The sequence below is a fragment of the Pseudomonas sp. A0308 genome (genome assembly GCF_044218815.1).
Taxonomy (GTDB): Bacteria; Pseudomonadota; Gammaproteobacteria; order Pseudomonadales; family Pseudomonadaceae; genus Aquipseudomonas; species Aquipseudomonas iridis.
Map to the genome: position 1 here is coordinate 3208120 of NZ_CP162581.1, position 26245 is coordinate 3234364.

Annotated in this window: 29 protein-coding genes; 20 read left to right on the forward strand and 9 right to left on the reverse strand. The window is 59.2% G+C overall.

The annotated features are described in order from the left end of the window. The first annotated feature begins 54 nt into the window (after positions 1 to 54). From AB4P92_RS14745 to AB4P92_RS14790, 10 genes are all read left to right on the forward strand, one after another. Positions 55 to 954, forward strand: a complete 900-nt coding sequence (locus AB4P92_RS14745) for a LysR family transcriptional regulator (protein ID WP_115147868.1) — start codon at positions 55 to 57, stop codon at positions 952 to 954. A gap of 434 nt (positions 955 to 1388) precedes the next feature. Further along, positions 1389 to 2510 carry a Re/Si-specific NAD(P)(+) transhydrogenase subunit alpha gene (locus tag AB4P92_RS14750; protein WP_042557008.1) on the forward strand — a complete coding sequence of 374 codons (1122 nt, stop codon included), beginning with the start codon at positions 1389 to 1391 and terminating at the stop codon, positions 2508 to 2510. 15 nt (positions 2511 to 2525) lie between these two features. Further along, on the forward strand, positions 2526 to 2846 hold the full coding sequence (locus AB4P92_RS14755; protein ID WP_003187417.1) for an NAD(P) transhydrogenase subunit alpha: 321 nt from the start codon (positions 2526 to 2528) through the stop codon (positions 2844 to 2846). Continuing rightward, positions 2846 to 4279 carry an NAD(P)(+) transhydrogenase (Re/Si-specific) subunit beta gene (locus tag AB4P92_RS14760; protein WP_047299226.1) on the forward strand — a complete coding sequence of 478 codons (1434 nt, stop codon included), beginning with the start codon at positions 2846 to 2848 and terminating at the stop codon, positions 4277 to 4279. Before AB4P92_RS14755 ends, AB4P92_RS14760 begins: the two co-directional genes overlap by 1 nt. 214 nt (positions 4280 to 4493) lie before the next feature. Beyond that, positions 4494 to 5987 carry an acetyl-CoA hydrolase/transferase family protein gene (locus AB4P92_RS14765; RefSeq protein ID WP_115147869.1) on the forward strand — a complete coding sequence of 498 codons (1494 nt, stop codon included), beginning with the start codon at positions 4494 to 4496 and terminating at the stop codon, positions 5985 to 5987. A gap of 321 nt (positions 5988 to 6308) precedes the next feature. Beyond that, positions 6309 to 6524 carry a DUF1127 domain-containing protein gene (locus AB4P92_RS14770; protein ID WP_009041553.1) on the forward strand — a complete coding sequence of 72 codons (216 nt, stop codon included), beginning with the start codon at positions 6309 to 6311 and terminating at the stop codon, positions 6522 to 6524. Between the two features lie 336 nt (positions 6525 to 6860). After that, a complete protein-coding gene (locus AB4P92_RS14775; protein ID WP_047299224.1) occupies positions 6861 to 7178 on the forward strand; it encodes a DUF2388 domain-containing protein in 318 nt (105 codons plus the stop codon). Between the two features lie 107 nt (positions 7179 to 7285). Continuing rightward, positions 7286 to 7594, forward strand: coding sequence for a DUF2388 domain-containing protein (locus AB4P92_RS14780; protein ID WP_042557004.1), 309 nt, complete (start codon positions 7286 to 7288; stop codon positions 7592 to 7594). 42 nt (positions 7595 to 7636) lie between these two features. Then, positions 7637 to 7957 (forward strand): DUF2388 domain-containing protein, encoded by a 321-nt coding sequence (locus tag AB4P92_RS14785; RefSeq protein ID WP_042557003.1) that lies wholly within the window; start codon positions 7637 to 7639, stop codon positions 7955 to 7957. Then, positions 7954 to 9915: a DUF4105 domain-containing protein gene (locus AB4P92_RS14790; protein ID WP_042557002.1), complete on the forward strand. Its 1962-nt coding sequence runs from the start codon at positions 7954 to 7956 to the stop codon at positions 9913 to 9915. The genes AB4P92_RS14785 and AB4P92_RS14790 overlap by 4 nt, the downstream gene beginning before the upstream one ends. Positions 9916 to 10057: 142 nt before the next feature. On the opposite strand, the gene trpA is transcribed toward AB4P92_RS14790, so the two are convergent. Then, on the reverse strand, positions 10058 to 10870 hold the full coding sequence (gene trpA, locus AB4P92_RS14795; protein ID WP_150595837.1) for a tryptophan synthase subunit alpha: 813 nt from the start codon (positions 10868 to 10870) through the stop codon (positions 10058 to 10060). Then, positions 10870 to 12102 carry a tryptophan synthase subunit beta gene (gene trpB / locus AB4P92_RS14800; protein ID WP_042557000.1) on the reverse strand — a complete coding sequence of 411 codons (1233 nt, stop codon included), beginning with the start codon at positions 12100 to 12102 and terminating at the stop codon, positions 10870 to 10872. The genes trpA and trpB overlap by 1 nt, the downstream gene beginning before the upstream one ends. A gap of 120 nt (positions 12103 to 12222) precedes the next feature. Between trpB and AB4P92_RS14805 the strand changes: the two genes are divergently transcribed. Further along, complete coding sequence (locus AB4P92_RS14805) at positions 12223 to 13140, forward strand: LysR family transcriptional regulator (RefSeq protein WP_042556999.1); 918 nt, start codon at positions 12223 to 12225, stop codon at positions 13138 to 13140. Here the strand turns inward: AB4P92_RS14805 and AB4P92_RS14810 are convergent. Then, positions 13113 to 13439: a YqjD family protein gene (locus AB4P92_RS14810; protein ID WP_042556998.1), complete on the reverse strand. Its 327-nt coding sequence runs from the start codon at positions 13437 to 13439 to the stop codon at positions 13113 to 13115. The two genes, AB4P92_RS14805 and AB4P92_RS14810, sit on opposite strands and share 28 nt — an antisense overlap. A 157-nt stretch (positions 13440 to 13596) precedes the next feature. On the opposite strand from AB4P92_RS14810, the gene AB4P92_RS14815 reads away from it, so the two are divergent. Both AB4P92_RS14815 and AB4P92_RS14820 read left to right on the forward strand, forming a co-directional pair. Next, positions 13597 to 13812 carry a dodecin gene (locus tag AB4P92_RS14815; RefSeq protein WP_042556997.1) on the forward strand — a complete coding sequence of 72 codons (216 nt, stop codon included), beginning with the start codon at positions 13597 to 13599 and terminating at the stop codon, positions 13810 to 13812. Positions 13813 to 13940: 128 nt separating this feature from the next. Further along, a complete protein-coding gene (locus AB4P92_RS14820; protein ID WP_200617386.1) occupies positions 13941 to 14165 on the forward strand; it encodes a DUF1161 domain-containing protein in 225 nt (74 codons plus the stop codon). A 172-nt stretch (positions 14166 to 14337) separates the two neighbouring features. Here AB4P92_RS14820 and AB4P92_RS14825 read toward each other — a convergent pair whose 3' ends face one another. After that, positions 14338 to 15339 (reverse strand): LLM class flavin-dependent oxidoreductase, encoded by a 1002-nt coding sequence (locus AB4P92_RS14825; RefSeq protein WP_042556995.1) that lies wholly within the window; start codon positions 15337 to 15339, stop codon positions 14338 to 14340. 240 nt (positions 15340 to 15579) lie between these two features. On the opposite strand from AB4P92_RS14825, the gene AB4P92_RS14830 reads away from it, so the two are divergent. Together AB4P92_RS14830 and AB4P92_RS14835 are read left to right on the forward strand one after the other, a co-directional pair. Next, complete coding sequence (locus AB4P92_RS14830; RefSeq protein WP_042556994.1) at positions 15580 to 16011, forward strand: OsmC family protein; 432 nt, start codon at positions 15580 to 15582, stop codon at positions 16009 to 16011. Positions 16012 to 16264: 253 nt separating this feature from the next. Beyond that, positions 16265 to 16504: a DUF1161 domain-containing protein gene (locus AB4P92_RS14835; protein WP_115147873.1), complete on the forward strand. Its 240-nt coding sequence runs from the start codon at positions 16265 to 16267 to the stop codon at positions 16502 to 16504. A gap of 6 nt (positions 16505 to 16510) precedes the next feature. Here AB4P92_RS14835 and AB4P92_RS14840 read toward each other — a convergent pair whose 3' ends face one another. Beyond that, positions 16511 to 16930 (reverse strand): lipoprotein, encoded by a 420-nt coding sequence (locus AB4P92_RS14840; RefSeq protein ID WP_047299219.1) that lies wholly within the window; start codon positions 16928 to 16930, stop codon positions 16511 to 16513. Positions 16931 to 16970: 40 nt separating this feature from the next. Beyond that, a complete protein-coding gene (locus AB4P92_RS14845; protein WP_395597806.1) occupies positions 16971 to 17393 on the reverse strand; it encodes a hypothetical protein in 423 nt (140 codons plus the stop codon). A gap of 59 nt (positions 17394 to 17452) precedes the next feature. Between AB4P92_RS14845 and AB4P92_RS14850 the strand changes: the two genes are divergently transcribed. Then, positions 17453 to 18544, forward strand: coding sequence for an aminopeptidase (locus AB4P92_RS14850; RefSeq protein ID WP_395597807.1), 1092 nt, complete (start codon positions 17453 to 17455; stop codon positions 18542 to 18544). A gap of 205 nt (positions 18545 to 18749) precedes the next feature. On the opposite strand, the gene AB4P92_RS14855 is transcribed toward AB4P92_RS14850, so the two are convergent. Then, the gene (locus AB4P92_RS14855) at positions 18750 to 19400 is read right to left on the reverse strand and encodes an HAD family hydrolase (protein WP_042556989.1); all 651 of its coding nucleotides are present in this window, start codon (positions 19398 to 19400) and stop codon (positions 18750 to 18752) included. A gap of 29 nt (positions 19401 to 19429) precedes the next feature. Continuing rightward, positions 19430 to 19975 (reverse strand): gamma carbonic anhydrase family protein, encoded by a 546-nt coding sequence (locus tag AB4P92_RS14860; RefSeq protein ID WP_395597808.1) that lies wholly within the window; start codon positions 19973 to 19975, stop codon positions 19430 to 19432. A 62-nt stretch (positions 19976 to 20037) separates the two neighbouring features. Here AB4P92_RS14860 and prlC point away from each other — a divergent pair, with 62 nt between their 5' ends. The 3 genes from prlC (at position 20038) to AB4P92_RS14875 (ending at position 24545) form a co-directional block, all read left to right on the forward strand. Then, positions 20038 to 22116: an oligopeptidase A gene (prlC, locus tag AB4P92_RS14865; protein ID WP_164488103.1), complete on the forward strand. Its 2079-nt coding sequence runs from the start codon at positions 20038 to 20040 to the stop codon at positions 22114 to 22116. Next, on the forward strand, positions 22113 to 22403 hold the full coding sequence (locus AB4P92_RS14870; RefSeq protein ID WP_115147877.1) for a YheV family putative zinc ribbon protein: 291 nt from the start codon (positions 22113 to 22115) through the stop codon (positions 22401 to 22403). The genes prlC and AB4P92_RS14870 overlap by 4 nt, the downstream gene beginning before the upstream one ends. Before the next feature lie 111 nt (positions 22404 to 22514). Beyond that, positions 22515 to 24545: a M3 family metallopeptidase gene (locus AB4P92_RS14875; RefSeq protein ID WP_395597809.1), complete on the forward strand. Its 2031-nt coding sequence runs from the start codon at positions 22515 to 22517 to the stop codon at positions 24543 to 24545. On the opposite strand, the gene AB4P92_RS14880 is transcribed toward AB4P92_RS14875, so the two are convergent. Further along, a complete protein-coding gene (locus AB4P92_RS14880) occupies positions 24546 to 25190 on the reverse strand; it encodes a tyrosine-protein phosphatase (RefSeq protein WP_042556985.1) in 645 nt (214 codons plus the stop codon). A 307-nt stretch (positions 25191 to 25497) separates the two neighbouring features. Here AB4P92_RS14880 and AB4P92_RS14885 point away from each other — a divergent pair, with 307 nt between their 5' ends. Further along, on the forward strand, positions 25498 to 26244 hold the full coding sequence (locus AB4P92_RS14885; protein WP_395597810.1) for a gluconate 2-dehydrogenase subunit 3 family protein: 747 nt from the start codon (positions 25498 to 25500) through the stop codon (positions 26242 to 26244). Position 26245: the final 1 nt, after the last annotated feature.

Consider the following 26245-nt stretch of genomic DNA (forward strand, 5'->3'; position numbering starts at 1 on the left):
CTCCGAAATAACGCCGATAGCCTTTTAACCGACGTATTAGTGAGGTTGAAGTACATGCGCAGGAAGATCCCCAGCACAACCGCGCTGATCAGTTTTGAGGCTGCCGCTCGTCACGAGAGTTTTACCAAGGCCGCTGAAGAGCTTTCCATCACCCAAGGCGCCATTTGCCGACAGATCGCCAGCCTTGAGGAGTTCCTCAGCGTGGAACTGTTCCGACGCTCGCGGCGCGGGGTAAAGCTGACCGAAGCAGGGCTTTCCTACAGCCGTCGGGTGGCGACTCAACTCGATGCGGTCGAGCGCGATACGCTGTCGGTGATGGGCCAGCAAGGCGCCAATGTGATCGAACTGGCGGTGGTGCCGACCTTCGGCACGCAATGGCTGTTGCCACGCTTGAAAGATTTCCAGCTCAAGCATCCGGAAGTCACCGTCAACCTGACTAACCGCACGCGGCCATTCCTGTTCGCCGATACCGACTTCGATGCCGCCATCTACTTCGGCGATGCCGATTGGTCCGGTACCGAGTCCCACAGACTGATGGGCGAAAATCCGATGCCCGTGTGCAGCCCCGCCCTACTCGGCAGCAAGGCAAAGCTGACAGCGCAAGAGGTTGCCGAGCTGCCGCTCTTGCAGCAGACCACCCGCCCGTATGCCTGGCGCCAGTGGTTCAACTCGCAACATCTGAATATCCCTCGCGACATGACAGGGCCGCGCTATGAACTATTCTCCATGCTGGCGCAGGCAGCCATGCACGACATGGGCATTGCGCTGATCCCGCCGTTCCTGATTCAGCGCGAGTTGGCCGAGAAGCGGCTGGTGATTGCCAACCCCCAGGCACTGTCCAGCATCAAGGCGTATTACCTGATGATTCCCGAGCGAAAGGTCGAATCGGCGTCCCTGAAGGCATTTCGCGACTGGCTGGTGAACCAGGCGCAGAGCTATAGCCTAGAAGGGTAGCGGCTTACAGCGTTAACTGACCTCGTAGTCAGAAAAATCAAAGCACTACAGATATAAGTATTTGTCGCATTTTCGATGACTGTATCCGAAAGTCGTACAGACGTCCCACAAGCGCCTGCCGGCGTGGCTTTGAGCCTTCATTCGCGACTCATTACGCTCCATTCACGTCACCGATGAGATAAATCTTCGAATTCGTCCAGAATCCTTGTAAGGCACGGCCTGCAAGGGATTCAACCGGCCATGTGCGACATTCGGTCACGGCATGACTTGTAGTTAATTTTCCGTCACCCGTCATAATCCCTTGAAGGGCATAAAGTTCGCCTGCAAAATGCCGCGCCCCGCCTTGATTTAGCGGGATCGTGCTGATCGGCCGCCCCAGTCGCACCATCCGAAGTGCCTGGGTTTACTCAATAAGATCACGCAGGAGATTTGACGTGCACATTGGTGTTCCTCTCGAAACCCAGACCGGTGAAACACGGGTTGCTGCAACCCCGGAAACCATTAAAAAGCTGATCAGCCAAGGTCATAAGGTCACTGTTCAAACCGGCGCCGGCGTTAAAGCCAGCGTTGTCGACAGTGCTTATGAAGCGGCAGGCGCAACTATTGGCAGTGCCAACGATGCGTTTGGCGCCGAGTTGATTCTCAAAGTGGTCGCCCCAAGCGATGCCGAACTGACGCTGATCAAGCGCGGTGCGGTGCTGGTTGGCATGCTCAACCCGTTCAACAACGACACCATCGCCAAAATGGCCGAGTGCGGGATTACCGCGTTCGCCCTGGAAGCAGCGCCGCGCACCTCGCGGGCGCAGAGTCTCGATGTGTTGTCGTCCCAGGCGAACATCGCCGGCTATAAGGCCGTGTTGCTGGCCGCTCACTACTATCCGCGCTTCATGCCGATGCTGATGACTGCTGCGGGCACTGTGAAAGCGGCGCGCGTGCTGATTCTCGGCGCAGGCGTGGCCGGGTTGCAGGCGATTGCTACGGCGAAACGTCTGGGTGCGGTTATCGAAGCGTCCGACGTGCGTCCGGCGGTGAAGGAACAGATCGAATCCCTCGGCGCCAAGTTCGTCGACGTGCCTTACGAGACCGATGAAGAGCGCGAATGCGCCGTCGGTGTCGGCGGTTACGCGCGGCCGATGCCGGCGAGCTGGATGCAGCGTCAGGCCCAGGCCGTGCATGAACGCGCCAAGCAGGCTGACATCGTCATCACTACTGCGCTGATCCCGGGCCGCAAGGCACCGACGCTGTTGAGTGCGGACACCGTGGCGCAAATGAAACCGGGCTCGGTGGTCATTGACCTCGCGGCTGCGCAGGGCGGTAACTGCCCGTTGACCGTAGCCGATCAGGTCGTGATCGAGAACGGCGTGACTATCGCCGGTCCGACCAATCTGGCCGGTGAAGTCGCCGCAGACGCTTCGGCGCTGTATGCACGCAACCTGCTGGACTTCCTGAAGCTGGTCTTCACTAAAGAAGGCCAGTTCGACGTCAACCTCGAAGACGACATCGTCGCCGCGTGCCTGATGTGCCGCGACGGCCAAGTCATCCGCAAAAACGCCTAAGCAGGGATTCAGACGATGGAAGAGCTTATCTCCCCCGGTATCTACAACCTGATCATCTTCGTGCTGGCGATTTATGTCGGTTATCACGTGGTCTGGAACGTAACACCTGCACTGCACACGCCGCTGATGGCCGTGACCAACGCCATCTCGGCGATCGTGATCGTCGGCGCGATGCTGGCCGCTGCCCTGACGGTCACCCCGCTGGGCAAGACCATGGGCACCCTCGCCGTGGCGCTGGCCGCAGTGAATGTGTTCGGTGGCTTCCTGGTCACCCGCCGCATGCTTGAGATGTTCAAGAAGAAAGCCCCGAAAGTAAAAGAAGAGGCGCCGAAGTAATGAGCATGAATCTCGTCACGACGCTTTATCTGATCGCGTCGATCTGTTTCATCCAGGCCCTCAAAGGCTTGTCGCACCCAACCACGTCACGCCGCGGCAATCTGTTCGGCATGCTCGGCATGGGTCTGGCGATCATCACTACTGTAGGCCTCATCTATAAGCTCGGCGCTGAGCTGGCCACTGCTGGTATCGGTTATGTGATCGTCGGCCTGCTGGTCGGCGGTACCGCCGGTTCGATCATGGCCAAGCGTGTTGAAATGACCAAAATGCCGGAACTGGTCGCCTTCATGCACAGCATGATCGGCCTGGCAGCGGTGTTCATCGCCATTGCTGCCGTGGTTGAGCCGCAGTCGCTGGGCATCGTCAAGCAACTGGGCGACGCGATCCCGGCGGGTAACCGTCTGGAGCTGTTCCTCGGCGCGGCGATTGGTGCCATCACCTTCTCCGGTTCGGTGATCGCCTTCGGCAAGCTTTCGGGTAAGTACAAGTTCCGCCTGTTTCAGGGCGCACCGGTACAGTTCAGCGGTCAGCACAAGCTGAACGCGGTGCTGGGTCTGGCGACACTGGCACTCGGTTTGACCTTTATGTTCACCGGCAACCTCACCGCATTTGCGCTGATGCTGGCGCTGGCGTTCGTGATGGGCGTGCTGATCATCATCCCGATCGGCGGCGCAGACATGCCGGTGGTGGTGTCGATGCTCAACAGCTATTCAGGCTGGGCGGCAGCGGGTATCGGTTTCTCGCTGAACAACTCGATGCTGATCATTGCCGGCTCCCTCGTGGGTTCGAGCGGTGCGATCCTCTCGTACATCATGTGCAAGGCGATGAACCGTTCCTTCTTCAACGTATTGCTCGGTGGTTTCGGCAATACGGTTGATGCAGGCCCAGCCGGTGCGAAGGAAGCACGTCCGGTGAAATCCGGTTCGGCTGACGACGCGACGTTCCTGCTGACCAACGCCGACACCGTGATCATCGTTCCAGGCTACGGCCTGGCGGTAGCCCGTGCGCAGCATGCACTGAAAGAGCTGACCGAGAAGCTGACCCACCGTGGCGTGACCGTGAAGTACGCGATCCACCCAGTGGCCGGGCGGATGCCTGGACACATGAACGTACTGCTGGCCGAAGCCGAAGTGCCGTACGACCAGGTGTTCGAGATGGAAGACATCAACTCCGAGTTCGGTCAGGCCGATGTGGTGCTGGTGCTCGGCGCGAACGACGTGGTCAACCCGGCCGCCAAGAACGATCCGAAATCGCCGATTGCCGGTATGCCGATTCTCGAAGCGTTCAAGGCCAAGACCATCATCGTCAACAAGCGCTCGATGGCCAGCGGCTATGCCGGTCTGGACAACGAACTGTTCTACCTGGACAAGACCATGATGGTGTTCGGTGACGCGAAGAAAGTCATCGAAGACATGGTTAAAGCCGTCGAGTAACTTTCGCCTGCTGCACCAAACGCCCCGACTTGTCGGGGCGTTTTTGTTTGCGCAAACAGTCGGACAATATGCCGCGTTGTTGCAGATCCGGTAACGATGTTTTACTTGAAACCCGCGCAATAGACGCCTCTTTTGCGACCTTGGTAGCGGGACAGGCACCAGCCAAATTCACTAGACTGCGCATCCTGCTACTCGCTGCCCGAGATAAAAATACATGTACCGTGACCGTATTCGCCTGCCTTCGTTGTTGGACAAAGTGATGAGCGCCGCCGACGCTGCTGCTCTGATTGAGGACGGCATGACCGTCGGCATGAGCGGCTTCACCCGCGCCGGCGAAGCCAAGGCCGTCCCTCATGCACTGGCCGAGCGGGCCAAGGTCACGCCGCTGAAGATCAGCCTGATGACGGGCGCCAGTCTGGGCAACGACCTCGACAAGCAACTGACCGAAGCCGGCGTGCTGTCGCGGCGCATGCCGTTTCAGGTCGACAGCACCTTGCGCAAGGCGATCAACGCCGGGCAAGTGATGTTCATTGACCAGCATCTGTCGGAAACCGTCGAGCAACTGCGCAACCAGCAACTGAAGCTCCCGGACATCGCCGTCATCGAAGCCGTGGCCATCACCGAGCAGGGCCATATTGTGCCGACCACTTCGGTGGGCAACTCGGCGAGCTTCGCGATTTTCGCCAAACAGGTGATCGTCGAGATCAATCTGGCGCATAACGCCAACCTCGAAGGTCTGCACGACATCTATATCCCGACGTATCGTCCGACGCGTACGCCGATTCCGCTGGTAAAGGTCGACGACCGCATCGGCAGCACCGCGATCCCGATTCCACCGGAGAAGATCGTCGCCATCGTCATCACCCAGCAGCCGGACTCGCCGTCCACCGTTTCGTCGCCGGATGTCGACACCAACGCTATCGCCGATCACCTGATCACTTTCTTCAAGCAGGAAGTCGACGCCGGGCGCATGACTAACAAGCTCGGCCCGCTGCAGGCCGGGATTGGCAACATCGCCAACGCGGTGATGTGCGGTCTGATCGACTCGCCGTTTGAAGACCTGACCATGTACTCCGAAGTGCTGCAGGACTCGACGTTCGACCTGATCGATGCCGGCAAGCTGAGCTTCGCTTCGGGCAGCTCGATCACGCTGTCGGAGCGGCGCAACACCGACGTGTTCGGCAACCTGGAGAAGTACAAGGACAAACTGGTGCTGCGTCCGCAGGAAATCTCCAACCATCCGGAAGTCGTGCGGCGCCTGGGGATCATCGGCATCAACACGGCGCTGGAGTTCGACATCTACGGCAACGTCAACTCTACCCACGTCTGCGGCACGCGGATGATGAACGGCATCGGCGGCTCCGGCGATTTCGCGCGTAACGCGCATCTGGCGGTGTTCGTGACGAAGTCGATCGCCAAGGGCGGCGCGATTTCCAGCGTTGTGCCGATGGTCAGCCACGTTGACCATACCGAACATGATGTCGACATTCTGGTAACCGAAGTAGGCCTGGCGGATCTGCGAGGCCTGGCGCCTCGCGAACGGGCCCGGGTGATCATCGACAATTGTGTGCACCCGGACTTTCGCCAGGCGCTGGATGACTACTTCACCGCCGCCTGCGCAATCGGCGGTCACACCCCACACATCCTGCGTGAAGCGTTGAGCTGGCACATCAATCTGGAAGAAACCGGGCGGATGCTGACGGTGTAATTCACACAGATGTTCCGTCGACGCAAACACAGTTTGCGTCGACGGGATTCAGAAATCCTCGATATCGTCAAAAACTGTACTGCTGTACCGGTCTTTTCCTACGGCAAATACCCACACTTTCTTCCGAAACCAGCAAAAACGCACCACTTAAGTGCGGACAGGTACAGTTTGCCCAATTTCGACCCGTACACCATCAATAAACAGTTAACTGGTCACTCACAATACAGTTGAACTGTATCTAGTGAGACTAGGCAAACGAGAGGATCATGGGCACCAGTCAAACCACTACCTGATCCCGCCACAAGCGGAAGGATGTCAACCATGGAACGTACACTCAGTTCCGAACTGTTCTTCGAAGACAAAGCTGCAAAAACCCAGGCTTCCATGCCTCTGCGCGTTCTCGCCAACCTGATGTTGTGGCAGCGCCGCATCTCCAGCCGCCACCAATTGGCCCGTCTGGATTCGCGTCTGCTGGCTGACGCCGGTATCAGCGAAGCACAACGCTACGAAGAGCTGAGCAAGCCGTTCTGGCGCTAAGTAGCGTCGCTGGCTCTGGTCGTTAGACTCACCGCCAGCAACCCGAATTGAATAAAACAAAACCCGTCGTGGGAAACCACGACGGGTTTTGTCGTTTTGGATGCTTCAAAACCGCAGAATAGACGCTTCGAGATTAAAACCAATACAGTTTTATATTTATTAATATGCGCAGGTACAGTTAAAAGTGTTCCTCAGGAGCCAGCATTCTGACCACTGGGCGAATTGCACAGAGCAGCCTAATATCCATTCAGTACGTGGCGAATGCTGTGCCGATGGCGTCTGACTCCTCAGATACCGAGCCACCTCTCTATACGGTTTATCCACAGGAGTTACCCCATGACCCGTCTTCGCATGCTCAGCGCCGCAGCCCTGTTGGCCGTGGCTGCCAACGCCAGCGCTACCAGCTTCATCGTGACCACTGACTCGATTGTCGGCGCCCTGAAAGCCTCCTCCGACGCTACTTCCGACGTCACCTCTTCCTTCCGTGACGACAAGATCGTGCTCGCTGCCCGTGACGACGCCGCCAGCTTCGTCGCCAGCCAAGGCGACATCCGAGGCGTGAAACTGGAAAGCGCGCTGGATCACATCCGTCATCAGGCGCCACAACTGCAAGCCACCGACGCTCAGCTGGCTCAAGCCATTCTGACTATCTAAGCAGTCGCGGCATGGCGGGGCACGCCGGTCGTGTCCCGATATTTCGGCGCTGGCTCTAGCCCGGGCGTTGCGCTAGCCTTACGGCTCGCCAACAGTTGCCGAGTCCCATGCCTTTTATTCAAAAACTCCTGATCCCTTGCGTACTGTTAACTGCTTGCTGGACGACCTCGGCCAACGCCTTCGACGTCTCCACGCAAAACACCGTGGTGAGCGTCTGGGCGACCGGTATGGTGTCTTCCGCGCCGTTCGACCGTAAACTGCTGCTCGTCGCTCACGATGATGCGGCGGTATTTGTTGCCAGTGACGGTGAATTGCGCGGCGCTCGACTGGAATCCGCACTGCACTACCTGCGTAAAACCCGGCCGAAACTTCATGCCAGCGACCTTGAACTGGCAGAGGCAATTCTCGTCCAATAGTTAACCCAGTCCCTTGTTAACTTTGCCCTTCGGAGTCGTTCCATGCGTAGCCCGCTGATTGCTGCCGCCCTTGGCCTGTTTTTGTTGGCCGACCTGGCCCAGGCGCACACCCTGGTAGCCACCAGTAACATCATCGTTCGTGCCTCCCAGCGCACCATCGATTTCACGTCCGATACCACCACGTCGATTCGCGACTCGAAAATCATCCGCGAAGCCCACGACGACGCCGCCAGCTTTGTCGCCAGCAACGGCGATATCCGTGGCGCGCATCTGGAAGCCGCTCTCAACACCTTGCGCACACGCGTGCCGGAAGCTCGCGACGCCAGTGATCAGGTTCTCGCCGAAGCCATCCTCGCACTGTGAAGTCACTTGGCGCCTGGCTATTGGCCGGGGCGTTGTTGCTACTTGGCAACAGCGCCCACGCCGGCCTGCAATTGCGGCTCAAGACCGATGGTCTGAGTCCAGCCCAGCAACAGGCCAGCCAGGCGCTGATCGATGAAGCCATGCAGGCCTTGCCGCCGAGCTTTATCGAGCGGCTGGATCGGCGCATCGATGTCGGCTGGACCGATGACATGCCGGGCAATGCCTATGGCCAGGCAACCCTGGTCGCCGAACTCGATCTGAACCGCAAATTGCTCGCCGGTCTCACCGACGGCAGCGCGGCCAAAGAGAAGACCAATCGCCCCCACGGCACTGTGCGCCAGGAACTGCTCGCCACAGTGCTGCACGAAATCACCCACATTTATGACCGCGCACGCCTCTGGCCAAACGCCGAACGCACGCTGATCCAGCGCTGCACCCGGCGCTTCAACAGTGCCGGGCTGATCGGCATTCCCGATGAGTGCCGTGGCCAGAACGGGCGCCGTTTCACCCTTAGTGATGACCCGCGATTGCTCGACCTCGCCGGGTGGCCGCAATACGTCGGCCGTCGCGGCGAGCGCGAGCAACACAACCGACAGATTGCCCGCAGCCCCGACCTGTACGAAATCTCCAGCCCCAAGGAGTTCGTCGCGGTCAACATGGAGTACTTCCTGCTCGACCCGAGCTACGCGTGCCGCCGCCCGGCGTTGTATCGCTACTACAAGGATCACTTCGGCTGGGCACCACCGGCCCCGAATTCCTGCGCCAAAACCTTCGCGTTTCTGAACGCCGGCAACGACTTCGCCAAGCAACCATTGGGGCAAGTCGATCCGGAGCGTGTCTACGCCGTCGATTACTTACTGGCCGAGGCCAATCAGAACTGGGTCAGCCGCTGGGGTCACAGCATGTTGCGTCTGGTGATCTGTGCACCGGGTCGCCCGCGCGGCCCGGATTGCCGGCTCGATCTGGATCAACATCTGGTGCTGTCCTACCGCGCTTTCGTCGGTGATGTGCAGCTGTCGAGTTGGGACGGACTGGTCGGCAAATACCCGTCCCGGCTGTTCGTCCTGCCGTTGGCGCAGGTGATCGACGAGTACACCAAGACCGAACTGCGCAGCCTCGCCTCGGTACCGCTGAATCTGTCGCGCAGCGAGATCGAAGGCGTGGTCGAACATGCCGCCGAGATGCATTGGAGCTACGACGGCAATTACTTCTTCCTGTCCAACAACTGCGCAGTGGAAGGCTTGAAACTGTTGCGCAGCGGCAGCAACAACGCGCAACTCACCGGCCTCGACAGCATCATGCCCAACGGTCTGCTGGAAGTGCTCAAGGGCCGTGGCCTGGCCGATACGAGCGTGCTGGATGATCCGAAAGAAGCGCTGCGTCTGGGCTATCGCTTCGACTCGTTCCGCGATCGCTATCAGGCGATGTTCAACGTGCTGAAGAAGCAGCTGCCGATCAAACAGAACACCGTCGAAGAGTGGCTTTCGTTGTCGGCCGAAGAACGCCGCGAATGGTTCGATCGCGCCGACCTGCGCACCAGCGCCGCGCTGTTGCTGCTGGAGCAGGCGAGTTTCCGTCGCCAGTTGTTGCTCGCGCAGGACGAGGTCAAACAGCGTTACCTCGGTGCGCGGGAACTGGAGAATGGCGGAATGGACAAGGCCAATGCGACCTTGCAGGAAATCCTCGCCAACAGTGGGTTCCTCAGTCGTCCGGCAGAACTGTTGGATTCGAAAGGCTACGGTTTGCCGCAACCCAGCGAGTTCAGCCGACTGGAAGCGGAAAGCAGCCAGCGGCAGAAGAAGCTGCTGTTACTTAGCGGCGATCTGGACAAGGAAGTGCGTAAGTTGCTGGAACCCAAGCGCGCAGCCGAAATTGCCGCCAGCGAGGCCAACGTGAAACAGATCGGCGAGCATTTGCGCAAATTGCACAAGGCGTCCGGCGGGCTGGAACTGCCGTAAAGGCAAAAGATCGCAGCCTGTGGCAATTCCTACAAAGGTCACATGTAGGCGCTGCCACGGGCTGCGATCTTTTGACTGACTATCGATTAATCCAGAACCCCGGTGCCCAAGCACTCATTCCTCTGAATCAGGAACTCTGCCTTTAGCTGGCGCGAGCCTTCCGCACGCCCTCTGCCAGTGCCGAGCACAGACTCAATACGCCGTCGATGGCCTGATCCGGAGTCTGGGCATTGGCGATGTGATCGATCAACGCCGAGCCCACCACAACCCCGTCAGCCAGACGCGCAATCGCGGCGGCCTGCTCTGGTGTGCGGATACCGAAACCAATGCTGATCGGCAGATCGGTGTGGCGGCGCAGACGAGTGACCGCCTCTTCGACATGCTCCAGCGTCGCCGCGCCGGCACCGGTGACACCGGCAACCGACACGTAGTACACAAAACCGGAACTGCCGTTGAGAACCTTCGGCAGACGCGCGTCGTCGGTGGTCGGCGTAGTCAGACGGATGAAATCCAGGCCGGCAGCCTGAGCCGGGTCGCACAGTTCTTCGTTGTGCTCCGGCGGCATGTCGACAACGATCAGGCCGTCGACGCCGGCCTCTTTGGCCTGCGCAATGAAACGCTCTACACCAAACTTGTGGATCGGGTTGTAGTAGCCCATCAGCACCAGCGGCGTGTCGCTGTTGTCTTCGCGGAACTCGCGAACCATTTGCAGGGTTTTCAGCAGATTCTGCTTGGCGCCCAATGCGCGGATGTTCGCCAGTTGAATCGCCGGGCCGTCAGCCATCGGATCGGTGAACGGCATGCCCAACTCGATCACGTCGGCGCCGGCTTTCGGCAAGCCTTTGAGGATCGCCAGCGAAGTGTCGTAATCCGGATCACCGGCGGTGACGAAGGTCACCAGCGCGGCGCGATTCTGTTGCTTGAGTTCGGCAAAACGGGTTTGCAGGCGGCTCATCAGTGTTTCTCCTGCTTGGACTGTTCCATATGGTGCATAACGGTCTGCATGTCTTTGTCGCCACGGCCCGAAAGGTTGATCACCATCAGGTGATCCTTGGGCAGGGTCGGTGCGCGTTTGAATACTTCGGCCAGCGCGTGGGCGCTTTCCAGGGCAGGAATAATCCCTTCCAGGCGGCAGCATTTGTGGAATGCGTCGAGGGCTTCGTCGTCGGTCACCGAGGTGTACTGGACGCGGCCGATGTCATGCAACCATGCGTGTTCCGGGCCGATACCCGGGTAATCGAGGCCGGCGGAAATCGAGTGAGCGTCGATGATCTGGCCGTCGTCGTCCTGCAACAGGAAAGTACGGTTGCCGTGCAACACACCCGGTACGCCGCCATTCAGGCTGGCCGCGTGCTTGCCGGTTTCGATGCCGTAGCCGGCGGCTTCAACACCGATAATCTCAACGCTTTTGTCATCAAGGAACGGGTGGAACAGGCCCATGGCGTTGGAGCCGCCGCCGATGCATGCCACCAGGCTGTCCGGCAGACGACCTTCCTGCGCTTGCAGTTGGTCACGGGTTTCCTTGCCGATCACGGCCTGGAAGTCGCGAACCATCGCTGGATACGGGTGCGGGCCAGCCACGGTGCCGATCAGGTAGAAGGTGCTGTCGACATTGGTCACCCAGTCACGCAGCGCTTCGTTCATCGCATCTTTCAGGGTGCCAGTGCCGGCCACTACCGGGATAACTTCGGCGCCCAGCAACTTCATGCGAAACACGTTGGCCTGTTGGCGTTCGATGTCGGTGGTGCCCATGTAGATCACGCAATCCAGACCGAAACGCGCGGCCACGGTAGCAGTCGCCACGCCGTGCATGCCGGCGCCCGTCTCGGCGATGATGCGTTTTTTGCCCATGCGCCGCGCCAGCAGAATCTGGCCGATGCAGTTATTGATCTTGTGCGCGCCTGTGTGGTTCAGCTCTTCGCGCTTGAGGTAGATCTTGGCGCCGCCGCAGAACTCGGTCAGACGCTCGGCGTAATACAGCGGGCTCGGACGTCCGACGTAGTCGCGCTGGAAGTAGGCCAATTCTTCTTTAAAGGCCGGGTCTTCCTTGGCTGTCTCGTATTCGCGGGCCAGCTCGAGGATCAACGGCATCAGGGTTTCAGCCACGTAGCGGCCACCGAACGAGCCAAACAGGCCGTTGGCGTCAGGGCCATTACGCAGATCGGAAGTGTTCGAAGTCTGGGTCATGTTTTGCTCCAGCAGAATCGGGAATGACGTGAGAAGACAATGACGCCCACTCTACCCCTGACCTTCTATGCTGAAAACCGATAAGATCGCCGCAACCTGTCAGGAAAACTCACAGATACCATGAGCCACGACCTTCCCCCGCTCAACGCTTTGCGCGCCTTCGAAGCCACTGCCAGGCTGAACAGCGTCAGCCAGGCCGCCGAACAACTGCACGTGACCCATGGCGCGGTCAGCCGCCAGCTCAAGGTGCTCGAAGAACACCTTGGCGTCAGCCTGTTCGTCAAGGATGGACGCGGCTTGAAACTCACAGATGCCGGTGTGCGTTTACGCGATGCCAGCGGCGAGGCGTTTGATCGCTTGCGCAGTGTTTGTGCTGAGCTGACGCAACGTACAGCCGATGCGCCGTTCGTGCTTGGCTGCTCGGGAAGCTTGCTGGCGCGCTGGTTCATTCCGCGATTGGGAAGGCTGAATGCCGATCTGCCGGATTTGCGCCTGCATTTATCGGCGGGTGAAGGTGATCTCGACCCGAGGCGACCGGGACTGGACGCGTTACTGCTGTTCGCAGAACCACCCTGGCCCGCAGACATGCAGGTTTATGAGCTGGCTGCAGAACGCATCGGCCCCGTCATGAGCCCGCTGTTCAACGGTTATCAACGCCTGCAAACGGCGCCCGCCTCAGCGCTGCTCGACGAACCCTTGCTGCACACGACATCGCGGCCGCAAGCCTGGCCGAGCTGGGCACAGCAAAATCACCTCGACGCCAAGACGTTGAAGCTCGGGCAAGGTTTTGAGCATTTATATTATTTGCTGGAAGCCGCAGTGGCGGGCCTTGGGGTGGCTATCGCGCCGGAGCCGCTGGTCACCGAAGACTTGAAGGCCGGTCGCCTGGTTGCGCCGTGGGGCTTCTGTGAAACCCCGGCGCAACTGGCGTTGTGGCTACCCAAGCGCGCCGCGGATGGGCGCGCCCGGCAACTGGCGCACTGGCTCAAACAAGAGCTGCGCCAGCCGGATCACTCGCCGCGCTTGAACAGCAAGTAAGCGGCCAGCAGACCCAAAGCACCCACCGCCACACCGGCGGTGGTCCATGGATGTTCCTGCGCGTAATCGCGGGTGGCGATCCCGGTCTCGCGGGTTTTCACTTTGACTTCTTCGTAGGCATCGCTGAGCAGGTGACGCGAATGTTTCAGCGCGCTTTCGGCATTGCTTTTCAGCGCCTTGAGAGTCTTGCGCGACTCGTCCGAAGCGTCGTCTTTCAGGCCTTCCAACGACTTGAGCAGACTCTCGATCTCCGCTTCCATGCTTTGCAATGAGGCTTTACGTAAAGAGGTGTTGGCCATGGTGGCTCTCCTGCATTGGTGATGAGTGGCGTGTGTTGATTGGGACTTCAGCGGATTGAGAAAGTGCAGAAATTCTGAACTTCGCTTGCGCAAAGCCGCCGAAATCAACAGTGCAAATTCACTGCTAGTCTCAATTCCACATCCCAAGGAGATCACCATGACTGACCACCACACGTACAAAAAAGTCGAGCTGGTCGGCTCGTCCCCAACCAGCATCGAAGACGCCATCAACAATGCGTTGGCAGAAGCCAACAAAAGCATCAAGCATCTGGAGTGGTTTGAAGTGACCGAGACGCGCGGCCACATCAAGGACGGTAAAGCTGCGCACTTTCAGGTGACACTGAAAGTCGGGTTCCGCATCGCCAGTAGCTGAGTTTGGTCTACGCTTCTGAACTTGCGCGCTGGCCGAGTGCCATAGGAATGGCAAAGCGCTACAAGGTGGGCACGTCGGGTGAATAACCCGCTGCCTGCCTCTTTTAATCCGACCAGGGAGTGCGACCGATGAAGAAGTTCATGTTGGCAGTAGGTTTGTTGAGCCTTGCGGGTGGTGCATTTGCAGCCGGCAAGCCTTGTGAGGATCTGAAGTCAGAGATTGCGGCGAAACTGGATGCCAAGGGCGTTTCCGGGTATTCGCTGGAGATCGTCGACAAGGGAGCGGCAGCTGACGGCAAGGTCGTTGGCAGCTGTGAAGGCGGCGCCAAGGAAATCGTCTACAAACGCGGTTGATTGCGCCTGAAATGCAAAAGCCGACGCGAATGCGTCGGCTTTTTTGTGGGCAACCATTTTTCAATGTAGGAGCTGCGGCACGCTGCGATCTTTTGATCCTGTTCTCAAGATCCAGATCAAAAGATCGCAGCGTGCCGCAGCTCCTACACGTTTTGAGCGGGGCGAGATTCAGTTAGCCCTTCATCACCTGCGCCAGCAACTCGTAAGAACGCACGCGATCGGCATGTTCATACAAGTCAGAGGTAAAGATCAGCTCATCAGCCTGGGTTTGCTCAATCAGCACCTCCAGTTTCGCGCGGATTTTCGCCGGGCTGCCGACCATCGCCAAACCCAGGAAATCTCCCACCGCTTCACGCTCATGGGGCAGCCACAGGCCATCCATGGTTTTCACCGGTGGGCGCTGCACCAGGCTTTGCCCACGCATCAACGCGAGGATTCGCTGGTACACCGAAGTCGCCAGGTAATCGGCTTGCTCATCAGTGTCCGCCGCCACCAGCGGCACACCGAGCATCACGTAAGGCTTGTCGAGCACCGCCGACGGCTTGAAGTGATTGCGGTAGACGCGGATGGCCTCGTGCATGAAGCGCGGGGCGAAATGCGAGGCGAAGGCGTAGGGCAAACCGCGCTCGCCGGCCAGTTGCGCACTGAACAGGCTGGAACCGAGCAGCCAGATCGGCACATTGGTGCCGGTGCCGGGCATGGCGATCACCCGTTGATCCGGGGTGCGCGGGCCGAGATATCGCGCCAGTTCGGCAACGTCTTCCGGGAAGTCGTCAGCACTGCCGGAACGCTCACGGCGAAGTGCGCGGGCAGTCATTTGATCGGAACCCGGCGCCCGGCCCAAACCGAGGTCGATACGACCCGGATACAGGCTTTCCAGTGTGCCGAACTGTTCGGCGATCACCAGCGGCGCATGGTTAGGCAGCATTACCCCGCCAGAACCGACGCGGATGGTCGAGGTACCGCCCGCCAGATAACCGAGCAGCACCGAGGTGGCGGAACTGGCGATGCCGTCCATGTTGTGGTGTTCAGCTACCCAGAACCGCGTGTAACCGAATTTCTCGGCGTGCTGCGCCAGGTCCAGCGAATTGCGCAGCGACTGCGCCGGGCTGCCGTTCTCGCGCACGGGCACCAGATCGAGGGTGGAAAATTTTACGTCGGACAGTTGCTTCATAAACCTGCGTCTCCGAGTGAGGAGGCAGGTTCTTCTCGCAAACGAAAACCTGCCGAATCCATAAGCGTGTTCTATGCAATGAGGGCATATACCCGAGTTTCAATAGCAGGACGAAAAATCCTACTAAAAAAGTCAACGATTCAGATAGGCTGAACTTTGTCCCGACGTCTATCCTCAGAAGCCTTGCAAGCAAAAACCACGAAGGCGCGGCGTCCCGCGCCAGATCTTGAGGAGGCAGACATGGCTATCGTGAAGAAAGCATCCGCACATTGGGAAGGTGATCTGAAAACCGGCATCGGCTCGATTTCCACCGAAACCGGCGTCCTCAGAGAAGCACCCTACGGCTTCAAGGCGCGCTTCGAGGGCGGTAAAGGCACCAACCCTGAAGAACTGATCGGCGCGGCGCATGCCGGCTGTTTCTCCATGGCATTTTCGATGATTCTCGGCGATGCCGGCCTCAAGGCCGACAGTATCGACACCCAGGCTGAAGTCACGCTCGATCAGGTTGAGGGCGGTTTCGCGATCTCTGCGGTGAAGCTGATTCTCAAGGCGAAAATTCCGGGCGCGACCCAAGAGCAGTTTGAAGAGCTCAGCAACAAAGCCAAAGAAGGATGCCCGGTGTCCAAGGTGTTGAATGCGAAGATTACCCTTGAGGCTTCGCTGGTCAGCTGATGTTCAAGGCTGATTCTGGCGTTGGCAGTGCCGACGCCTTCGCGAGCAGGCTCGCTCCCACAGGGTTATGTGAACGCCACAAAACTCTGTAGGAGCGAGCCTGTTCGCGAAGACGATCTGGAAATCATCACCGGGGGCAAAAGCTGATCAAAGTTTGTGAGCGAAGTCAGAACTCGCGTTTCAAAAATGTGGTCGTATACGTGACAGCAGCTTCAGCGCACGCCCGTGCGCGCTGCCTCAAGGAGCTTCATTCATGAAACGTATTGGCTTGGCGATTCTCTGCAGTGCACTGGCCACCTCCGCTTTTGCCGCACCTAAAGACTGCGAAGAACTCCGCAAAGAGATCGAAATCAAGATTCAGGCTAAAGCCGTGCCGTCCTACACGCTGGAAATCGTCAGCAAGGCAGAGGCCGAAAAGCACGATATCGCCATGGTCGTAGGCTCATGTGAAAACGGCACCAAAGCAATCGTCTATCAGAAGAACGAGGACTGAAGTCGCTCAAGGTACACAGTTGACCTGTCGTTCCTTGGCAACGATCTGCCCCTGGCTATTGATCAACCGGGCGCTTGGCGTAAAGGCCAGCGACCGTGCCTCCAGCCGATAACGTTGCCCCGCCTCGAAATCATCGTAACGCACGGTCATGTAACACAGCCGCTCCTGCGGATCGGTGTCCATGCCCTGACCGCCGCCAAACACCTCGAAATCAAAACGCACCCTCAGTTCGTGACTCCCCGGCGTGACCTGGAAAAAACGTCCGTCGGTCATCCTTTGCTTGTCCACTCGATCGGCCATCAACACCTTGCCGCCGGGGGTGGGCATGGCAAAGTCGACCCAGGCCATGGTGGGATCGACCGCCGGCATCGGGCTCTGGCAGCCGGCAACCACACTTGCTGCAAGCAACAGCGTTAACCTGCGCATGATCAATGTCCTTTGGATGAGAGTGCCAGCATAGCGCCGATCAGGTTTTCTGACAGCCCGCCAGCGTACCCTGCCCGACGACTTTGCGCTGCTCGTCATAAAGTTTCGCCCACGGGCGGAAACCGATACTGCCGGCCTGCAACTGATAACGCTGGCCGGCGTTGAAGTCCTTGAACTTCACGCTCAACTGGCAATCACGCCAGAGCGGCGCGGCGTTCGGGCCGATATTGGTCGCCTCGACCGGGAATTGATAACGCACCTTCAGTTCATGACTGCCGGGCTGCACCTCGAAATAACGGTTGTCGACGGCGGCCTTGCTATCGACTTGCAGCGCCTGTAGCGCCGTGTCCTGCTGCCGGGCATCGAGATCGATCCAGGCTTGCGAAGGGTCAGGATCGGGCATTCCGAATCCGGCACAACCGGCCAGCGTCAGCAGGCCTCCTGTCAGCATCAACATGCGCATAGCGAAGCTCCAATGGGCGGGATAGTCTTGCGGGCAGACTTTCCAGAGGGTTTCTTATTTTGATCAGGCCGCTTCCAAGCCATCGGTTACTTGATCGCGTTTTTCGGATTTTGTTTCCGGGTGTGATGCTTTTGTTGCTCAACGGTTGTGCAAGCGTCAGCTATTACAGCCAGCTGGCAAGCGGTCAGTGGCAATTGCTGCAGGCCCGCGAACCGGTCGCCAGCGTGATCGCCGACCCGAGCCGCGATGCGAAATTGCGCGCGCACCTGGCACAGTCGCAGCAGGCCCGGGCTTTTGCCAGCGAGCACCTGCATCTGCCGGACAACCAGAGTTATCGCCTGTACGCCGACATTGGCCGTCCTTTCGTGGTGTGGAATGTGTTCGCCACCACAGAGTTTTCCCTGACCCCGCAAAACCACTGCTTCCCGATTGCCGGGTGCGTGGCCTATCGCGGTTATTACAGCCAGAGCGCCGCGCGGGGTGAAGCTGCGATTCAGCGCTTGCAGGGCATGGACGTGTCGATTGGCGGTGTCGAGGCCTATTCGACGCTGGGCTGGTTCAACGACCCGATCCTCAATTCGATGATGGGCTGGGGCGACGAACGCCTGGCCACGCTGATCTTCCATGAACTGGCGCATCAGCAGTTCTATGTGAAGGACGACACCGAGTTCAACGAGTCGTTTGCCACGTTTGTCGAGCAGGAAGGTACTCGGCAATGGCGGGCGTTTCGCGGATTGCCGGCGGATACCAACTCCCGACTCAAGCAGCGTGATCAGTTCATCGCGTTGGTACTTGCTACGCGCTCGCGGCTGGAGACGTTGTATGCACAGCCGCTGCCCGTCGAGCAGATGCGCGAGCGCAAAGCGGCCGAGTTCGAGCAGTTTCGCCGGGAATACCGGGTGATGCGTGACAGCCAGTGGGCCGGGGACAAGCGTTATGACGCCTGGGTGAATACGCCGCTGAACAATGCGCGGCTGCTGCCCTTCGGGCTATATGACCAATGGGTGCCGGCGTTTGCGGCGTTGTTCAGCCAGGTTGGAGGGGATTGGCTGAAGTTTTATGCGGAGGTCGAGAGGCTGGGCGGGTTGCCGGTTGTGGAGCGTAAATTGGCATTGAAAACGTTGGCAGACTCTCAGCCCTTCAGGGGCTGATCCGGCCTCATCGCTGGCAAGCCAGCTCCCACAGGGATTTTGCTGAACCTGAAGACACCGCTTACCTGTGGGAAGCAGATCTCACAGTGATTGCGGCGACCTTGGTGACACGCTTACCTGTGGGAGCCAGATCCAACAGTGAATGCGGTGCCCCTGAAGACACCGCTTTCATGTGGGAGCTGGCTTGCCAGCGATGACGTATTGATCAGCGCTGCAAAAATGCCTGATGCAACTCGGCCAGCGTTTCAAAGTGATAAGCCGGTGTCTCGGCATTCAACTCTTCAAAACTGCCAAACCCATAACCCACCGCCGCCGCGTCCAGACCATTGCTGCGCGCGCCAATCAGGTCGTGCTTGCGATCGCCGATCATCAAAGTGTTCGCCGGGTCCAGCCCTTCTTCCGCGAGCAGGTGCGCAATCAGCTCAACCTTGTTGGTCCGCGTGCCATCCAGCTCACTGCCGTAGATCACCTTGAAGTGCCGGGCAAAGTCGAAGTGCCGGGCAATCTCGCGGGCGAACACCCAGGGTTTGGACGTTGCGATGTAGAGCTGCCGACCTTGGCCACTCAGGGTTTCCAGCAGCGGCGTGACGCCCTCGAACACGCGGTTTTCATACAGGCCGGTGACCTTGAAGCGCTCGCGATAGAAATTCACCGCCTCCCACGCCTTCGCTTCATCAAAGTCGTAAAACTGCATGAATGCCTGCAACAGCGGCGGGCCGATGAAGTGCTCAAGCTTGGTCAGGTCTGGCTCATCAATGCCAAGTTTGCTCAGCGCGAACTGGATAGAACGGGTGATGCCCTCACGCGGATCGGTCAGGGTGCCATCGAGGTCGAACAGTACGGTCTGGTAATGCATGAGTATTCCTGAGCAGTCGCGAATTCGATTCAGAGTGTGTCGTAGCCTTCGGCCAGGTGCAGGTCCTTGAGCTTCACGTAGTTCGCCGCGCTGTAGGTGAAGAAGGCGTTTTCCTTGTCGGTCAGCGCCCGGACCTGTTTCACCGGGCTTCCCACGTAAAGGAAGCCGCTGTGCACACGCTTGCCCGGCGGCACCAGGCTGCCAGCGCCGATGATCACGTCGTCTTCGACCACCGCGCCGTCCATGACGATGCTGCCCATGCCGATCAGCACTCGGCTGCCGACGGTGCAGCCATGCAGCATGACTTTGTGGGCGATGGTCACATCATCGCCGATCAACAACGGGAAGCCATCGGGGTTGAACGGGCCGGCGTGGGTAATGTGCAACACGCAGCCATCCTGCACGCTGGTGCGCGCACCGATGCGGATGCGGTGCATGTCGCCGCGGATGACTGTCAGCGGCCAGACGGAGCTGTCTTCGCCGATTTCGACGTCGCCGATCACCACCGCGGAGCCGTCGACAAAGGCGCCTTTGCTCAACTGCGGGGTATGGTTCTGGTATTTGCGAAGGGACACGATTAGTTCTCTCTCTGTCGCCGATAGCTGCGGTGAGTGTCGATTGTAATTAAGATGGGCACATGTTTCTTCCAGCCAAGGTGCCAACCGTGAGCGTGAACAACCCTCTTCTGCAGTCCTACGACCTGCCGCCGTTCTCCACGATCCGTGCCGAACACGTCCTGCCAGCCATCGAAACCATCCTGGCCGACAACCGCGTCGCCATCGCCGAAATCCTCAAGAGCCAAGGCCAGAACCCTACCTGGGCCGGCCTGGTATTGGCGATGGACGAACTCAATGATCGCCTCGGCGCAGCCTGGAGCCCGGTCAGCCACCTCAACGCCGTGTGCAACAGCGCCGAACTGCGTGAAGCCTACGAGTCGTGCCTGCCAGCATTGAGCGCCTACTCCACCGAGATGGGCCAGAACCGCGAACTGTTCCAGGCCTTCGAAGCGCTGGCCAACAGCCCGGAAGCCGCCGGTTTCGACGTCGCGCAAAAAACTATCCTGGAACATGCCCTGCGTGACTTCCGTCTATCGGGCATCGACCTGCCGGAGGCCGAACAGAAGCGCTACGCCGAAGTGCAAAGCAAGCTGTCCGAGCTGGGCAGCCGTTTCTCCAACCAGCTGCTCGATGCCACTCAAGCGTGGACCAAGCACATCACCGACGAAGCCGTCCTCGCCGGCCTGACCGATTCGGCCAAGGCGCAAATGGCTGCCGCGGCCCAGGCCAAGGACCTCGATGGCTGGTTGATCACCCTGGAATTCCCAAGCTACTACGCGGTGATGACTTACGCCCAGGACCGTGCGCTGCGCGAAGAAGTCTACGCCGCCTACTGCACCCGCGCCTCGGATCAAGGCCCGAACGCCGGTCAGAACGACAACGGTCCGGTGATGGAAGAAATTCTCGACCTGCGTCAGGAGCTGGCAAAGCTCTTGGGCTTCGCCAGTTTCTCCGAGTTGAGCCTTGCTACCAAAATGGCCGAGTCCAGCGATCAGGTGCTGAGCTTCCTGCGCGATCTGGCCAAACGCAGCAAGCCGTTCGCCGCCCAGGATCTGCAACAACTGCGCGCCTACGCCGCCGAGCAGGGTTGCGCTGATCTGCAAAGCTGGGATGTGGGTTTCTACGGCGAAAAACTTCGCGAACAACGCTACAGCGTCGCCCAGGAAACCCTGCGCGCCTACTTCCCGATCGATAAGGTTCTCGGTGGTCTGTTCGCCATCGTCCAGCGTCTGTACGGCATCGAGATCGCCGAGCAGAAAGGCTTCGACACCTGGCACCCGGATGTTCGCCTGTTCGAAATCAAGGAAAACGGCCAGCACGTCGGCCGCTTCTTCTTCGATCTGTATGCCCGCGCCAACAAGCGTGGGGGTGCGTGGATGGACGGCGCTCGCGACCGTCGCCGTACTGTCGACGGCGTGCTGCAAAGCCCGGTCGCCAATCTGGTGTGCAACTTCACCCCGGCCGACAGCGGCAAGCCTGCGCTGCTGACCCACGATGAAGTGACTACGCTGTTCCACGAATTCGGCCACGGCCTGCATCACCTGCTGACCCGCGTCGAGCATGCCGGCGTGTCGGGCATCAACGGCGTGGCGTGGGATGCGGTCGAGCTGCCGAGCCAGTTCATGGAAAACTGGTGCTGGGAGCCGGAAGGCCTCGCGCTGATTTCCGGTCACTACGAAACCGGCGAAGCGCTGCCTCAGGACCTGCTGGAAAAAATGCTCGCGGCGAAGAACTTCCAGTCCGGCCTGATGATGGTGCGTCAGCTGGAATTCTCGCTGTTCGACTTCGAACTGCATGCCACTCACGGTGATGGCCGCAGCCCGCTGCAAGTGCTCGAAGGCGTGCGTGACGAGGTGTCGGTGATGCGTCCTCCGGCCTACAACCGCTTCCCCAACAGCTTTGCGCACATCTTCGCCGGCGGTTACGCGGCGGGTTACTACAGCTACAAGTGGGCGGAAGTGCTGTCGGCCGATGCGTTTTCGAAATTCGAAGAAGACGGTGTGCTCAACGCTGAAACCGGTCGCGCCTTCCGCGAAGCGATTCTGGCGCGCGGCGGCTCGCAAGCGCCGATGGTGCTGTTCGTCGACTTCCGTGGCCGTGAGCCATCGATTGACGCACTGTTGCGTCACAGCGGCCTGACCGAGGGCGCGGCAGCATGAGTGAGGGGCCAGTGATCACCAAAAAACGCTTTATCGCCGGGGCTGTCTGCCCGGCGTGCAGCGAGCCGGACAAACTGATGATGTGGAACGAGGACACCGTGCCCCACCGCGAATGCGTGGCCTGCGGTTACTCCGACACGCTGAACGAGCAAGGGCTGTCGGTTCCAAAAGAGCTGGGCACGCGTGTCAACACCAGCGCGCTGAAACCGCCAGCGGACAAGAAAGTCCAGGCAGTGCAGTTTTTCCCTAATCCGAAACTTGCGAAAAAGCCTGACGAGCAACATTGAGTCAGTACCACCTTCCACCGATCAGCGGTGGAAGGTGGTAACTATCTACCGCCCTTCCCCTGCGCTTCCTGCCTAGGCTGGCCCTTTCAGCCAACCCTCAAGGAAGACGTCATGCCTGACACCAATCCGCTTTTACAACACTGGTCATTGCCCCCGTGGTCGGACATTCGCGCCGAGCATCTGCTGCCCGCCATCAACGTGATCGTTGCCGAAAACCAGCAGATCATTGCCCAAGTGATCACCAGCCAGACCGAGCATCCAAACTGGGATGATCTGGTGGTGGCCATCGATTCGGCCGATGCGCGCCTGACGGAAGCAGTGGGCATTATCGACACGCTATCGAAGGTCAAATCCGACGACGCCGACTGGCTCAGGGAAAGCGCGTTGTGCAGCCACGCTGCAGGCCAATACATAGACGACAAGACCGCCAATCTCGAGTTGTACCGTACCTATCAACGCCTGGCGCAAAGTGCGGTTGCCGCCAGTTTCGATGATCAGCGCAAAGCCTCGCTGGCGAAGATTCTGCGCAGTTTCCGCTTGTCCGGTATCGAACTGCAGCCAGCGCAACAGCAAAAACTTGCCCGCCTGAGCCGGGATATCCGGAATCTGGAGCAATTGTTTCAAAGCAATCTGGAACTGGCCAACGCCGCGTGGAGCAAGCGCATCAACGACATCACGCTACTTCAAGGCCTGTCTGCCGAGGTACAGGCACGTCTGGCCCTCAAGGCGAAATCGGCTGGACACAGCGGCTGGTTGCTCACGCTGGATCAGAACACCTATCGACAAATCATGACTCATGCGCAAAACCGCGCGCTGCGTGAAGAGTACTTCACGGCCTGGATCAACCGCGCGTCTGATCGAGGCCCGCAGGCAGAAAAACTCGACAACGATCCGGTCCTCTCGGTGCTGGTCGCGTTGCGCCACGAAAAAGCCCAATTATTGGGCTTCGAGAATTTCGTCGAGTTGCGCCTGGCAAACCGTATGGCCACCTCCCCGGCGCAAGTCAGTGCGTTTATACGCCAGCAAATAGTACTGAATACGCCGCATCTGCTGAGTGATACGCAGGGGTTGAAAGCCTTTGCGCTCACCCTGGGGTATGCAGATATCCAACCGTGGGATGAGGAATTTCTCGCCGAGCAATTACGCCTGCAACAATTGAACGGGGCGCTAAAAGGCTTGCGCCAGTATTTTTCGCTTGATGACACGCTGCGTAAACTCTGCCGGTTCTGCGAGCACCTGTTTGGCATCACCATCGTCGAGCAGACAACACTCAGCCACTGGCATGACAGCGTCCGACTGTTGGATGTCAGCGAGCACGGGCAAGTGATCGGGCACATCTACGTTGATCCTTTCCACCGCGAAGACGCCACTGACTTTGCGTTCACCTCCGTGTTACGCATTCGCAGTATCAATGCCGAGGGGCGACCAGCGCTGCCGATCGCTTGCCTTAATTGCAATTTCCCGCCTGCCACCGAAGCGCACCCGTGCCTGCTCTCCCACGAAAACCTGCGGGTGCTGTTTCACGAGTTCGGCCATTGTTTGCAGCATGTGCTGACGCGCTCGCCCCATCGCAACCTGGCGGGGATCTCTCAACTGGGACGCGACACGGCGGAATTCGCCGGGCAGCTGTTCGAGCATTGGTGTCAGTCACCAGACTTTCTGCTGTGGCTGGGGGCGCATTACCAGAGCGGCGAACGTCTGACAGCGGCGCGAGTCAACACCGCACTGGCTGCGCTTGGCGCCCAGACCAGTCGATCAACCACCCTACTGCTGCTGACGGCATTGTTTGATCTGGAGTTGCATCGCAGCCATGGTGATGGCCGCAGCATCGAACAGGTCTTCGAGGATGTGCAACGCGAGATGCCGCACCTGCGACTGTCGGGTTATCACCGTTTCGCCTTTGGCTTTGATTACCTGGTGACCGGTTACGAAGCGTCGGTCTATGCCTACAAGTGGTCAGGGGTGCTGGCGACCGAAGCGTTCAAGCGGTTCCAGCGGGACGGGGTTTTCAACCCGCAAGCGGGCCGCGCTTTTCGCGAGGCGTTCTTTGCCCCTGGCGACTCCGGCTCGTTGCTGACCGCGCTGGAAGCCTTTCTCGGCCAACCGGTCGACACGCAACTCTTTGCAGCCACCACCGATTGATCACTTCAGATTAACCGTCTGAAACCAGCTCTTCAGCGAACAGGTCGCAAACGCGCTGGTGCTGCAATCACCATTGGCCAGCGCGGTACGCAGCTTGTCGACATCAGCCTGCATCACATAGCGCACGCTGTCGCGGAAGTGGCCGCTTTCACCAAAACCACCTTGGGTCATTTCGTTCAGAGCGTCCTCTTTGCTCCAGCCTTGCACCACTACGCGGTACATCGCGGCCATCAGCCCGGTGCGGTCGGAACCGTGCTTGCAGTGCATCAACACCGGGCCACTGGCCTCGGCTTCCTGAATCGCACGCAGGGTCTTGAGCACATCACTGTCGTCGACGTGGTTGGTGCGATACGTTAATTGCACTTGATGAATGCCGGGCGTGGACAGCCAGTTGCTATCGGCTTCGGGCAGGAAGTTGATGACCGTGGCCACTTTCAGATTCTTCAATAACGGCACGGCACCGTCGTCGGGCAACGCGCTGCGGTACAGCGTTGGCGACATCTGGAACAGGTTGTATTGCACTTCAATCGGCTGCGCCCATTGCGCAGGACGAAGGGCCGCAGGCTCGGCAGCCTGTGCCGGAAACAACTGCAGGAGCATTACAAGCGACAAGCACACAGCAGGAAAAAGATGCACTCGGGACATGCTGGATTAACCGTATCGGGATTTTCAGTGACAGGAGCCTCAGCGTCGCCGTTTGACGGTCAAAGCCCCGTGAGCCGGGTGTCAAAGAAGCGTGAATCGGCATTTTTTCCTCAACCCTCCCCGCGCAATTCCAGTCTTTTTTGCGCTTTATCGATTCATCCAGATGCTTAGCCTGCTACCATTTGTCACATCTTGTTGCAGACACGTCCCCCTTTTACGGGTCAAACCGGCCACGTCGCGACAGCAAATCCTCAAGCCGTTCGCAGAAACGGTTGACCAATCTTGATGCCTGATGAGGTGCAACCCAATGTCTGATGAAAATCGAGACAACCCGCGGCGTGATTTTTTACGCAAATCCCTGACCCTGATTCCAGTGGTCACCCTCGCCGGCACCGGTTTGGGCAGCAGTGTCCTGCATGCCTCGCCTGAAGCCGCTCCGGCCACACCCGCGGCGCCACCGGCTCGCGCTGACGCGGGCGTTTATCAGCCGAGCTATTTCACCGCAGAGGAATGGGCCTTCATCAATGCCGCCGTGGCGCAGTTGATTCCCGCTGACGCTCAAGGCTCAGGTGCGATTGAAGCGGGCGTGCCGGAATATATCGATCGTCAGATGAACACGCCCTACGCTGCCGGAGCCCTCTGGTACATGCAGGGTCCGTTCAACGCTGAAGCGGCGCCGGAGATGGGTTGGCAAAGCAAATTGGTCCCTAAAGAGATCTATCGTCTCGGCATCGCCGCCACGGATCAGTGGACAAAAGCCCTCAACGGTAAAACATTTGCCGAGCAAGACAGCGCTACCCGAGACGATTTGCTCAAGCAACTCGAAGCCGGCAAACCGCAGTTCGATAGCGTCCCGGCGAAGATTTTCTTCAACCTGCTGCTGCAAAACACCAAAGAAGGATTCTTCTGCGACCCGATCCATGGCGGCAATAAAGGCATGGTCGGCTGGACCATGATCGGCTTCCCCGGCGCCCGCGCCGATTTCATGGATTGGGTGGAACGCAACGAGCAATACCCCTTCCCGGCAGTTTCGATTCGCGGCGAGAGGGCGTGAG